General features: G+C 53.8%; 10 protein-coding genes and 1 pseudogene. 2 read left to right on the forward strand and 9 right to left on the reverse strand.

Annotation, left to right across the window (positions count from 1 at the left end; translation table 11 throughout):
- Nucleotide 1: 1 nt before the first annotated feature.
- Both der and C8273_RS05925 read right to left on the reverse strand, forming a co-directional pair.
- Nucleotides 2–1327 carry a ribosome biogenesis GTPase Der gene (gene der / locus C8273_RS05920; RefSeq protein WP_106626862.1) on the reverse strand — a complete coding sequence of 442 codons (1326 nt, stop codon included), beginning with the start codon at nt 1325–1327 and terminating at the stop codon, nt 2–4.
- 18 nt (nt 1328–1345) lie between these two features.
- The gene (locus C8273_RS05925) at nt 1346–2746 is read right to left on the reverse strand and encodes a DUF512 domain-containing protein (protein ID WP_106626863.1); all 1401 of its coding nucleotides are present in this window, start codon (nt 2744–2746) and stop codon (nt 1346–1348) included.
- 165 nt (nt 2747–2911) lie between these two features.
- On the opposite strand from C8273_RS05925, the pseudogene C8273_RS13130 reads away from it, so the two are divergent.
- Together C8273_RS13130 and C8273_RS05935 are read left to right on the forward strand one after the other, a co-directional pair.
- Nucleotides 2912–3059: pseudogene (locus C8273_RS13130) on the forward strand (secretion protein HlyD); the annotation flags it as partial.
- A gap of 67 nt (nt 3060–3126) precedes the next feature.
- Nucleotides 3127–4341, forward strand: a complete 1215-nt coding sequence (locus C8273_RS05935) for an HD-GYP domain-containing protein (RefSeq protein ID WP_106626864.1) — start codon at nt 3127–3129, stop codon at nt 4339–4341.
- A 45-nt stretch (nt 4342–4386) separates the two neighbouring features.
- On the opposite strand, the gene C8273_RS05940 is transcribed toward C8273_RS05935, so the two are convergent.
- The 7 genes from C8273_RS05940 to glmS all read right to left on the reverse strand — a co-directional run bounded on the left by C8273_RS05940 (nt 4387) and on the right by glmS (nt 12756).
- Complete coding sequence (locus C8273_RS05940) at nt 4387–5238, reverse strand: energy-coupling factor transporter ATPase (protein ID WP_106626865.1); 852 nt, start codon at nt 5236–5238, stop codon at nt 4387–4389.
- Complete coding sequence (locus C8273_RS05945) at nt 5223–6074, reverse strand: energy-coupling factor transporter ATPase (RefSeq protein WP_106626866.1); 852 nt, start codon at nt 6072–6074, stop codon at nt 5223–5225. Before C8273_RS05945 ends, C8273_RS05940 begins: the two co-directional genes overlap by 16 nt.
- 4 nt (nt 6075–6078) lie before the next feature.
- Nucleotides 6079–7380: a sensor histidine kinase gene (locus tag C8273_RS05950; RefSeq protein WP_106626867.1), complete on the reverse strand. Its 1302-nt coding sequence runs from the start codon at nt 7378–7380 to the stop codon at nt 6079–6081.
- Nucleotides 7377–8054 (reverse strand): response regulator transcription factor, encoded by a 678-nt coding sequence (locus C8273_RS05955; RefSeq protein WP_106626868.1) that lies wholly within the window; start codon nt 8052–8054, stop codon nt 7377–7379. Before C8273_RS05955 ends, C8273_RS05950 begins: the two co-directional genes overlap by 4 nt.
- Before the next feature lie 129 nt (nt 8055–8183).
- A complete protein-coding gene (locus C8273_RS05960) occupies nt 8184–9377 on the reverse strand; it encodes a multidrug effflux MFS transporter (RefSeq protein WP_106626869.1) in 1194 nt (397 codons plus the stop codon).
- 11 nt (nt 9378–9388) lie between these two features.
- Nucleotides 9389–10669 carry a threonine/serine exporter family protein gene (locus C8273_RS05965; RefSeq protein WP_106626870.1) on the reverse strand — a complete coding sequence of 427 codons (1281 nt, stop codon included), beginning with the start codon at nt 10667–10669 and terminating at the stop codon, nt 9389–9391.
- Between the two features lie 257 nt (nt 10670–10926).
- Nucleotides 10927–12756 (reverse strand): glutamine--fructose-6-phosphate transaminase (isomerizing), encoded by a 1830-nt coding sequence (gene glmS / locus C8273_RS05980; protein ID WP_106626871.1) that lies wholly within the window; start codon nt 12754–12756, stop codon nt 10927–10929.
- Nucleotides 12757–13192 lie beyond the last annotated feature (436 nt).

Here is a 13192-nt window from a genome sequence, read left to right on the forward strand (position 1 = left end):
CTCATTCCTCCTCCTTGCGCGCACGCACGACAAGACGAAGCGGCGTCCCTTCGAAGCCAAAGCTTTCGCGCAGACGGTTCTCGATGAAGCGCAGATAGGAGAAGTGCATGAGCTCCGGATCATTGACAAAGATGATAAACGTCGGCGGTACGATTCCCACCTGTGTAACAAAGAGAATCTTGAGCTGTTTGCCCTTCTTTGTCGGCGGTGGATTGACCGAGACCGCGTCACGGATCAGCTCGTTGAGTACGCTCGTCTTGATGCGCATGGACTGCTGTTCCGCGACATATTTGACCAGCTCCGTTACACGCTCGACGCGTTGCCCCGTAAGTGCAGACGTATAGAGTACAGGCGCGTATTGGAGAAAGCCAAGTTTATCCCGCAGCTCATCCGTGAACCGCAGCGTCGACTTATCGTTCTTTTCGGGAAAAATATCCCATTTGTTGACGACAATGATAACACCCTTGCCGGATTCGTGGACGTAGCCCGCGATCTTCGTATCCTGTTCCAGAATGCCTTCTGCGGCATTGATGACCATGAGGACGACGCCCGCACGGTCGATGGCACGCAGCGAACGCATGACACTGTAACGCTCAACAGGAAGGGTAATCTTCCCTTTACGGCGCATCCCCGCCGTATCGATGAGGAGATATTTCGCGCCGTCCCGCGTGAAGTGTGTATCAATCGCATCCCGGGTCGTTCCAGGTACATCGCTGACAATGACACGCTCCTCCCCCAGAAGACGATTTACGAGCGAGGATTTTCCGACATTCGGACGCCCGACAACGGCAATCGCAATCTCATCGGACTCGATGCCATCCCCCAGATCCTCCGGAAATGCCGCCACAACCGCATCCAGCAGATCACCGAGATTCATCGCATTCGAAGCGGAAATCGGGATCGGATCTCCGAGGCCGAGTGCATAGAAATCATAGATCAGTGCCTCGCGCTCAAAGCTGTCGATCTTGTTAACGGCAAGAACCACAGGCTTTTTCGTGCGCCGCAGAATACGTCCCACCTCCTCATCGGAGGTGGTCAGCCCCGCGCGCCCATCGACAAGGAAGAGAATGACATCCGCTTCCTCCATCGCAAGTTCAGCCTGACTGCGCATGGAGCGAAGGATATGATCACTCTCGTCGAACTCAATCCCCCCCGTGTCAATGATGGTAAACTCATGGTTCAGCCACTCCGCATCCATATAGATGCGGTCACGTGTCACACCTGGCATATCATCGACAATGGAAACGCGCTTCTTGCCAATCTGATTGAACAGCGTCGACTTTCCGACATTGGGTCGCCCGACGACTGCTACGATGGGCTTGCTCATCGCTTCTCTCCTCTCCTTCTACCTGTTCAGTGCTGCGACAGACTGCGTATAGCCCGCATTGCTCTGCCATGTATATCCGCCGTTTGGGCGTTCACGGTGGTACCCGCTCCACGCAGCGAGTGCCTCCCGATAGTCGCGCCCCGTTGCTACCGGCTCAATCCGGATGGTGGGAAACGATGTCCGCATATCTTCAAGAGAGACATCATCCAAAAATACATCCTCCCCCTCACGCAGTGCAGAGGCAGGAATCAGCACGCCCTCTACGGGGGCATCAAGCGTACGCAGCGCCTCGGTTATATCATGCCCCGTAAGAAGCCCCGAAACATTGACGGTTTCTCCAAAATGCTCATTGACAACGGGCAGCACATGGATCCGCCGACCATCGGGATCAATCTCACGTGCGAGCTGCTCCATCACGGGGGCAACAGCCGTCCCACTGACAACAGCAAGCTGCGTATCGTCGTTTTCGTCCTCGATGGAATCACCAACCGACATCCAATCCTCGATAAAATTGCGCGTTAGTCCGATCCCATTGTCCAACTGAGGGAATCCATCGTACATCTCTGCGGGCGGAACTTCACGTCCCGCAAGGAAGTAAAACTCATCAGCCAAATAGATGAAGGTGCGTCCTTCCTCCGCACGGATCTGCTGCTGCCACGCTTCCACCTGATCGATCACACGCATGGCACCCGCACGGTCAAACTGCACAAGAGGAAAGGGATCCGTACGGTGTTTTGTAAGCCCTACAGGGACAATCGCGAGCGAGAGTGCATGGGGACGCCGCGCCGTAACATCACGGATCGTGCGCTCAAGCTCCTCGCCGTCGTTCAGGCCGTAGCAGAGGACAACCTGCGTATGGTAGTCTGCACCTGCGTTTTCAAGCTTTTCCAGCTGTCCAAGAATGTCCGCAGCCCCCTTATAGCGCAAAATCTCAGCACGAAGTGCAGGATTTGTGCACTGGACAGAAACATAGAGCGGCGAAAGATGAAAGCGCGCGATGCGCGAGAAGTCCGCTGCGCCCATATTCGTGAGCGTCACAAAATTGCCATAGAGAAAGGAAAGGCGGTAGTCATCATCCTTGATGGAAAGGCTGTGGCGCATATCCGGCGCAATCATATCGACAAAGCAGAAATAGCAGTGGTTGGCGCACGAACGAATCCCGTCAAAGACGGCATGCTCGAACTCCACGCCAAAGTCCTCGTCATAGTCCTTGTCGAATGCAATGAGTTCCTGCTCGCCGTTCGCATGTTCCACAAGGAGTTCGATCTCCTCATCCGCCATTGCAAAGCTGAAATCGATGATGTCGCGCAGAGGCATATCGTTGACCCGGAGAATCTTATCCCCCGGCACAAGCTCCAGTTCTTCGGCAATACTGCCCTCCAAGACACGCAGAATAATGCCCGGATACGTTTTTGTCATAGCCCCTCCTTCCTCAAGGAATCGTCAAGATAAGCGATTATAACATATTCCCACAGCGCTTACAATGATGAGGAGGCACAAGATGCGCTTGCGCCACACAGCGGAATACATCTTTACAAAACATAGTATTTCATGTAAACTGAAAATAAAGGAATCGCTGATAAAATGAAGTCCGTCAGATTGGCGTAGATTTTTTCGTCCGAACAAGGAGGCAAACCGGACGCATAGCAAGGGCTATGTGGAGGATTTGTCGACGAAGTGCGGGCAAAAAAGATACGCTAAGATGGCGTGGCTGAATTTATCAGTGCTTCCTAAATTTGGGAATCTGTTGCTTTTAAGGAAATGCAGCAATACTGAGCACATGGGAAACGAGGGGAAAAATGCTACGACTACCTGTCTCAAAATTACAGGACGGCATGGTGCTGGGACAGAGTTTGTTCAACACAGCAGGAGGAAGTTATCTCGTCAAGGGGCAGCCGGTTACGATTGATTACATTCGCCGCATGCACCAGCTCGGTATCCAGTCGGTTACAGTGACCTCCATGGATCCAAACCACAAGCTTCCTCCGCCGCCGGATGTAATTGAAGAGAAGACACGCGTCAATGCGATCGGTGCCGTGTATAATACATTTCAGTCCATTGAGGAAAATGGAACGCTGGATATACCTGCACTGCAAAAGGTGACCGACTCTATCGTCTTTGATCTTTTTGATCATCACGAGAATCTCGTCCAACTGACGGATATTCGTACGCACGACGCCTATACATTTGCACACAGTGTCAATGTTGCCGTACTCTCCGCCATGATGGGCATGCTCTGTCATCTGTCCAAGGAGGATCTCTCGCTCATCACCCTTGGAGGACTGCTGCACGATCTTGGGAAAATCGACGTACACACGGACATCCTCAACAAAAATCGCAGCCTGAGCAACAGCGAATTCGACATTATGAAGAAACATCCGGCGGATGGAGCACGGCGGATCTTGAAGATCCCAGGCCTGCCAAAGGCAAGCATTCTTGCAGCGATCGCGGGACAGCATCATGAGCACATTGATGGAACAGGGTATCCGCGCGGGCTCAAGGGCAATGAGATGCACCGCTTTGCAAAGATTGCAGCGATTGCCGATGTCTATGATGCGCTGACGAGTGAACGCCCCTACAAGAAGGCGTATATGCCAAACATCGCCTACAATATTATGCACAACATCAATAAGGGGCAATTCGATCCCGATCTTCTAAAGCTATTCTTCAACAACGTTTCACTCTATCCGGAGGGAGCGGTGCTCAAGACCACATTTGGCTTTGCCGTCGTCAAGGAAAGCAAATTTGGACGCACGACAACGCCCATTATCATCCTATTTGCCGATGTAAACGGAAAACTGCTGAATGAACGCACTGAGATCGATCTCTCCGAGGAAAAAAACGGTGCAGCATCCATACAGGTAGTACCAACGGGCAACGATCTCTACCACTTCATCCATGAACTCGGTGTAGATCCCTCCTACTATCTACAGGAAGCACGCGAAAAAGAAAAAGCAGCAGAAAAGGAAAAGGCTGCTGCAGACAATCCAGCAGCGCGGCGCAAGCGCAGGTGAACAGACCGCTCTGCATAAAAAAACCGGACAGACTGTCCGGTTTTTTTATTGTATCGCCAATATTTTTTCTGCCATTTCTTCGACCGACATACAGTCTCCCACCGGATACCCGGCAGCCTCCAATTTTTTTCCAAGCGTGAGCAAATGCGGTGCTGCGAGGGCGGCCTGCATGAGAAGATCATCTCGCTGAAAGAGTATGCGCGGCGCCCCCTCACCAATAACGTGTCCATTCGCTAGGATGACCAAGTGTTCCGCCACGCGCAGGATATCCTCCATGCTGTGCGAGACAAGAATAATGCTGACGTTTCGCTCCTGATGCAGCATCGTGAGCATGGAGAGCAGTGCCTCTCGTCCGCGCGGGTCAAGTCCTGCCGCCGGTTCATCGAGTACGAGATAGCGCGGTGCAAGAGCAAGGACACCGGCAATAGCAACCCGCCTGCGCTCCCCACCTGAAAGTGCAAAGGGGGATCGACTGCGATAGGTATGCGGCAGATGAACAAGTTCCATCGCCTCCCGCACACGGGTCTCGACCTCGGAATCCGTTCGCCCCTGATTGCGTGGACCAAAGGCAATATCCTCATAAACCGTTTCTTCAAAGAGCTGATGTTCGGGATATTGAAAGACCATTCCAACGCGGAAGCGCGCCGCCCGTGCCGCCTCTTTTTCCTTCCTGTTTTTGCCATGAAGGCTGACCCCATCCACGAGAACCCGTCCAGCTGTCGGCGTGAGAAGACCGCCGATCAGCTGCATGAGCGTCGATTTGCCCGCCCCCGTCTCGCCTGCAATCGCCGTAAAGGCTCCCTCTGCAATCGTCAACGAAACATCGTGCAGCGCCGTGTGTGAGAGAGGCGTATTCTCCATGTATGTGTAAGAAAGAGATTCTATCTGGATAGACACTGCAGCAGCTCCTCATCTGTCAAAATATCCTGTGGGAGATCGCGGCCGCGACTGCGGAGACGCTCCGCAAGATCGGCGGCAAGCGGTACATCCAGCCCCAGTGCACGTACGCGTTCCGGTTGGGCGAAGATCTCATGTGGCGTGCCGTCCATGACAATTTTCCCTGCGTCCATCAGCACGATACGGTCTGCTGCAATCGCCTCTTCCATGAAATGTGTGATATAGACAATCGTCATGCCCTGATCCTCATGCAGCATTTTGACAGCACTCAGAACATCCGCTCTGCCGCGCGGATCGAGCATTGCTGTCGGCTCGTCAAGGACAAGACAACGCGTCTGCATGGCAATCGCACCCGCAATGGCAATGCGTTGTTTTTGCCCTCCCGAGAGAAGATGGGGCGCTGCCTGTGCATACGATTTCATACCGACAAGTGCGAGTGCATCCTGCACGCGTTTGCGGATCTCCGCAGGCGGCACACCGAGATTTTCCGGCCCAAAGGCAACATCATCTGCCACAACCGCCGCGATGATCTGATTGTCTGGATTTTGGAACACCATGCTAACATCCTGCCGAATGTCGAATTGTCGCGCCTCATCCCTCGTATCCCACCCGTGCACAAGACAAGTGCCCTCCGTCGGGAGCAGGAGGGCATTCAAGTGGCGTGCGAGAGTCGATTTCCCCGAGCCATTCGCACCAAGTATCGCCACGAACTCCCCTGCGGCGATGGAGAGACTGACACCACACAGAGCCTCGTGCCCCTCTCCTTCCCCAGTCTGATAGACATGTGTGACGTTTTCGAGTGCAAAGAAAATATCCGCCTGTTTCATTTCAATCATCTCACTAACTTTTCACGCGTGCCTTGAGCTGCACACGGAATGTCGTCCCCTTGCCCGTTTCACTCTCCACCGAAATCGTTCCTCCATGTGCTTCTACAAACTCACGTGCAATGGCAAGCCCCAGCCCATTCCCACCCATGCGGCGAGAACGCACCTTGTCCACACGGTAAAAGCGATCAAAAATACGCTCCTGATGTTCCGGTGCAATGCCAATGCCGGTATCAGAAACAGAGAGCTGTACGGCTCCCTTGTCCTCTTGAATGCGAACGGTGACCTTCCCCTTGTCCTGTGTGTATTTGACGGCATTATCGACCAGGATGAGGATCAACTGGCGTATTTTTTGCTCGTCGGCGTAGATCTCTGCACGCTTTGGCAGATCTTCTGCGATGACAATTCCCTTTTTTTCTGCAAAGGGTCGCATGATACGCACCGTCTGCTGTGCAGCAGCAACGAGATCCATACGTACGGGTTTCAGCTGGTTTGCCTTTCCATCGGTACGCGCCACGGTAAGAAGGTCGCTGACGAGCTTTGTCATCTTCTTTACCTCATCGCGCACATCCTCGATGACCTGTTTCAAAAAGGGAGACGTAATCGACGGGTCACTGCGCAGGAGATCGGCGGAGGCGAGAACAACGGCAAGCGGAGTGCGCAGCTCATGGGAAGCATCTGCGGCAAACTGACGCTGCTTTTCATAAGCCTCGCGCACGGGCTTCATCGCACCGCCGGAGAGTACATAGCCGACAGCGGCGGCAAAGATAAGCGCCATCCCTCCAAGAATAGCAAGCGCCCATGTCGCCTTTTCCATGCCGTTATACATTGCGGTGACATCCTTGCCGACGTAGACGGTCTGCGTCGGCAGCGGAGGACTGAAAACCGGCTGCGCGGTCATCATCACCTTCGTCGGCATACCACGCTCATTCGTCTTCGTAAAGACGCGCACCTCTCCATCGGGGGCATCCCAGCCCCCCACAAGATCGAGCACAAAGGACTCGATGCGGAAAGATGCGCGTGAAAAACTGACGAGGCGCCCCTGCGCGTCAAAGACATAGTAAAAAAGGCGATCATTCGTACTGCGGTACAACTGGTTCTCATCCACATCCATTCCTGCATGGAGAATTGCATAAACCTGCGACTCTGCCACACTGTCCGCCGTATCCAGTAGTTCACGTGCCTGCTCCGATGTAATCGCCCACTCCATCGTCTTGTGCATGGCAAACAGGAGGACAATGACAAGTCCTCCCATCACAAGCGCATAACGAAGCATGAGGCGCAGACGACTGCGCCCAAATACATTTTGCTCGTTCAACGCGATGTCTCCAGTTTGTATCCGACGCCGCGTATTGTCTTAATGGCATCGCCCTCCCCTGCTGCATCCAGCTTCTTGCGCAGCATCTTCATATAGGAGTCAATATTGTTGGAGCTGACCTCCGCTTCAAGCCCCCATATACGATCGAGGATGATATCACGCGGTACAACGATGCCGATGTTCTGCGCAAGGAGATCAAAAAGCTGGAACTCGCGCGGGGAGAGCTGGATCATTTTGCCATTCTTCTCAAGGATATTTGCCGTTCGGTTCAGCTTGAACCCACCGATTTCGTCCACCTCATGTTGAATGCGCTGCGTTGCCCGCCGGCCAAGTGCGCGCAGACGCGCAAGCAGTTCCGAGAACTCAAACGGTTTGATGAGATAATCGTCCGCCCCCGCATCGAGCCCCGTGACACGATCCTCCACCGAGTCCCGCGCCGTCAGCATGAGGATCGCGCGGTCATAGCCATTGCGGCGTAGACGCGCACATGCTTCGACTCCCGTCTCCCCCGGCATCATCCAGTCGAGTATCAGAATATCGTATTCCGTATATGTGGCATACTCGTAGATATCACTGCCGTCCGTGACCCATTCAACCGTGATGTCATTCTGTTCCAACATATATTGGATGAGTTTTCCAAGGCGCAGATCATCTTCTGCCAGAAGCACGCGCATACTACCATCTCCCACAGATTGTATCCGATCTTTTCTGGAGAAGTATACAAAAACGAGGTGAAAGATAGCTGAAAGCTGGTCGAATCCCCTACGGACATCTCCCCTCTGCATGGAGTTTTCTGCAGAGCATCAGCGCATGGTGTGATGCTCTGCGGCGATCATCCCATAGAAAACAGCAGTGCCAAGACCATAGCAGGACAGCATAACAATCCCCATAGGAAGTGCCGTATGATCCCCCGCAATTCCGACCACGGGCATCATGCACGCGCCGAGCAGCATGGAGAAGCAGCCAATGAGTGCGGATGCGCTGCCCGCATTCTTGCCCTGCCGCGAGAGCGCGAGCGAAAAACTCGCCGCCCCCATGACCGAGAGCGGGACAATCGTAAGAAAGAGTACAACGAGAATCACGGCAAGTGGAGCAGAGAGGCAGAAGCCAGCCAGAAGCAGGATGCTCCCGAACAGCGGTACAAGTACGGCGTATTTCAGCATGACGACATCGGGCACGCGCCCTGCAAGTCGCGCCGGCAGGACGCCTGCGAGCAGCAGTCCTGCTCCGATGACGGCAAAAATCATGCTGTAAACCTGTGGTGAAACGGCATAGACATTTTGAAAGACAAACGACGAGCCGGACAGATAGGAGAAAAAAGCGCCGAACACAAAACACTGCAGGAGGCAGTGCCCGAGGAAGTACCGATCCCGCAGGAGCATCGGGAATATCTTCAGCGAATCCGTCATATTGGCGCTGCGCGCCTCCTGTGGAAGCGTCTCCTGATAGATGAGTGCTGCCCCTGCGAGAAAGACACCGACGAGTGTCAGTAGGACAAAGGTCGCACGCCAACTCGCAAAGAGCAGAATCTGTCCGCCGATGACGGGCGCAATGATCGGTGCAAATCCATTCACCATCATAAGCACGGCAAAGAAGCGCGTCAGCTCCGCCCCCTCGCAGACATCACGCGCAATCGCACGCGCAATGACGATGCCGCTCGCTCCTGCAAAGCCCGCACAGAAGCGAAAGAAGAGGAAGAGATAGATGTCCTCCGCGAGGACGCAGCCAAGGGTCGCTCCGATAAAGACCAGCATGCCGACAAAGAGCGGTCTGCGCCGACCGACAAGATCACTCAAAGGGCCCGCGAGAATCTGCCCAAGTGCCATGCCGAGCGTCGTCATCGTCAGCGTCAGCTGCACGAGTGAGGTCGATACACCGAAATCCGCCTGTACCTCAGGAAGAGCCGGCAGATACATATCCGTCGAGAGCGGTGCAATCGCCGTCATGACACCGAGAAAAATTGTCAGCCACAGGCGGCTGCGTGGATCTGTCGCCATAAGATTCCCCCTTATCTCTCAGGTGTATTGCAGCACGCCGTTTCAGACGGTGAAATGTCTTTTTTCGTCCGCGCCATCAGCCATGCTTTTACCGTCTCCCAAATTGCCGTTGCAATGACAATCCCTGCCGCAATCGAAACGGCATAGAGGAAGGTCTTGATCCCCTGCGTTCCAAATTTTTCCCAGTCGGCTGCAACGGCGTAGAACATCGTACGGTAGAGCGATCCACCGGGCACCATCGCAATGACACCGATGATGAGAAAGATCGTCGCAGGGCATTTATAAAAACGTGCCAGAATCTCCGCTGCAATCGTGGCAAATACCGCTCCTGCAAAATACCCCGCGAACTCGTTCCAGTCAAGTGCCAGAAACAGAATGGTAAATCCCCATGCGACCATACAGACCACCGCCCCCATGACAGCATCCTTAAAGTGCCCGTGCCAGAGTAGATGGAAGCAAAATCCACCGACAAACGAGGTCAGGAGATAGACAAAGGTCGATGTCTGAAAGGCGATCAGCGTCCCCGTTGCACTGAACGCAAAGCCCGTCGCAATCAGCAGGCTCAGGATAAACGCCTCTGCGCTCTTGATGAGTCCCGATATGGTCTCCTGACTGAACATATCACGGATGGAGTTCATCAGTGCAAGCCCCGGAATCACGGGCATGATATTCCCCATATTGATCGCGGCAGGGTGAATATCCATTCCCGCCCACATAAACGAATTGGCAAGGATACCGCCGACGAAGCTGAGAAGGACGAGCGCAAAATATGGATTCAGCTTCGTCTGTCCAAGAAGGTACTGCAAAAGCCTCAGGAATACACCCACAACCCCCGCACAGACTGCATCCTCCAACCGCCCGCCAAAGAATGCGGAGAAGCTTGCAGCGATCAATGCCCAGTAGAACAGAGAAGCCTTGAGCGAAATTGTCTCCATCGTATCAATCGCATGAATGCGCGCCTTGATTTCATCGGACGGAATGGGATTGGCACAGATCTCGCGGGAGAGTTGATTGAGTGCCTTGAGCCGCTGAAAGTCAAAGTTCTGCCCCGGCACGCGCCGCATCTGCGTGATGACCCCGATATCGTTTCCGCGCAGCGTTACGATAATGCTGGTCGTAATAACCATTACATCCACATGGCGGACTCCATAGGCGCGGCATATAAAGGTGATCGTGCGCTCCACACGGGTCACCTCAGCACCGGTCACAAGCATACGCTGCCCAATATCAATAGCGCGTTCAAGAATGTTGTTGATGTTGATTCTTGCTGTTTCATTTACCATAATGAACATAGTTATAGCAAACTATGCGGTCTTTGTCCACGCCTTTTCCAAAGAAAAAGAGCAAAGCCCGATCATTGGACTCTGCTCTCCCTATTTTCGGAAGCACTGATGAATTCAGCGCCGCCATCTTGACGCATCTTTTTCGCCCGTACTTCGCCCTCGATCCTCCACATAGCTATTGCTATGCGTCCGGTTTGCCTCCTTGTTCGGATCAAAAATCTACGCCAATCTGGCAGACTTCATTTTATCAGTGATTCCTTTCTTATTTATTCGACGGTAACGGACTTCGCAAGATTGCGCGGCTTGTCCACATCGCAGCCGCGCGTGATCGCGGCATAGTAGGCAAGCAGCTGAAGCGGAATGACGGAGAGGATCGGCATGATGAACTCATCCGACGCCGGCACGTGCATGACGTGATCGACATATTTCTCAAGCTCCGTATCTCCCGCTGCCGCAATACCGATGACAACGGCATCGCGTGCCTTAACCTCCTTGATATTGGAGAGTGTCTTCTCGTAGACATTGCGCTGCGTTGCAAGCGCGATCACGGGCACGCCCTCAACGATCAGCGCGAGTGTTCCGTGCTTGAGTTCGCCCGCCGCATACGCCTCGGCATGGATGTAGGAGATCTCCTTGAGTTTCAGTGCGCCCTCAAGCGAAACGGCGTAATCCAGCCCACGACCAATGTAGAAGACATCCTCGTTGAAGCCGTACTGCTTCGCAAAGGTCTTGATCGGGTCGACGTCCGACAAAATCTCCGAGACCTGCGACGGTATTTCCTGCAGCATCGTTACAAGCTCTGCTGTGCGCTCTGCAGCAATCGTCCCCTTGATCTCCGCCATATAGAGTGCAAGCATGAAAAAGAGAACCAACTGCGTCGTATATGCCTTGGTCGATGCGACTGCGATCTCAGGCCCCGCCCACGTATAGACAACCTGATCCGCCTCGCGCGCGATGGACGAGCCGACGACATTCGTGATCGCTAGTGTCTTTGCCCCACGACGCTTGGACTCCTTAAGTGCGGCAAGGGTGTCGCTTGTCTCACCGGACTGGGAAACGACAATCAGAAGCGTGTGCTCGTCGACAATCGGGTCGCGGTAACGGAACTCGGAGGCGACATCCACCTCGACGAGAACGCGCGCCAGCTTCTCAATGTAGTACTTGCCGACGAGACCCGCATGATATGCTGTTCCGCAGGCGACAATGTAGATTTTATTGAAGGTGCCAAGATACTCCGCATCCCATGCGAGTTCTTCAAAGGAAATCGCCTTCTTATCCGCCGTGATGCGCTGACTCATCGTATCGCGCACTGCCTTCGGCTGCTCGTTGATCTCCTTGAGCATGAAATGCTCATAGCCGCCCTTCTCTGCCGCCTCGGCATTCCATGTGACCTCGAATACCTTCTTCGGGACAGTTTCCCCCAGATGATTCGTCACCTCAACGGAATCCTTGCGCACAATGGCAAGCTCCCCATCGCCGAGGATATAGGTACGGCGGGTGCGTGAAATAATCGCCGGAATGTCGGAGGCAATGAAATTTTCCCCCTCACCTAGCCCAATGATGAGTGGGTTGTCCTGCTTCGTGCAGAGAAGCATATCTGGATGCTTGCGGCTCATAAAGGCAAGCGCGTACGAGCCTTCGATACGCTTTAGAACGGCACGCACTGCCGCGATGAAATCTCCGCTGTAAACCTCCTCCAAGAGGTGCACAACAACTTCTGTATCCGTTTCCGACTTGAAGACGTGCCCCTTTGCCGTAAGTTCTTCCTTGAGTGAAAGATAGTTCTCAATAATGCCGTTGTGCACGATGGCAAAGTCACCGTGGCAGTCCGTATGCGGGTGGGAGTTGACATCCGACGGACGCCCATGTGTCGCCCAGCGCGTATGTCCGATGCCGAGGCTGCCCACAGGGACATTCCCCTTGATCTTTTCACGCAGTGCCGCAAGACGTCCGACGCACTTCTCCACGCGAATGTTTTCGCCGTCATAGACAGCTATGCCCGCCGAATCATACCCACGGTACTCCAGCTTTGAAAGCCCATCCAGCAGAAACTCCGCCGCCTGACGATCCCCAACGTAACCAACAATTCCACACATAAAAATACCTCCTGACCGATAATAAATAATCGCTCAGGGATTTCGCTCCGTCTGCAGCTTTGTCCGCAGGGTCACCCCTGCGCTTTGACCACAGACTCTCGACAGAGCATGCCGGAAGGCATCCGCTGACGGCTCGACAACCTTCTCCTCGTCCTCTGGAAACCAAGTACATTCCAGAGCCAGCGCTAAGAATATAGGAAGCACTGATAAATTCAGCCGTGCCATCTTGACGCATCTTTTTTGTCCGTACTGTGCCCGCGATCCTCCACATAGCATTGGCTATGCGTCCGGTTTGCCTCCTTGTTCGGACGAAAAATCTACGCCAATCTGAGGGTCTATTTTATCAGCGATTCCTATATCTTTTTCGTAATATGAAATCCCCATGCACCGCCGCATCCGACGATGTACAGGGACATTCTATCCGAAATCACACGAG

This window comes from Candidatus Centipeda massiliensis (assembly GCF_900290285.1).
In the GTDB taxonomy this organism is placed as follows: Bacteria; Bacillota; Negativicutes; order Selenomonadales; family Selenomonadaceae; genus Centipeda; species Centipeda massiliensis.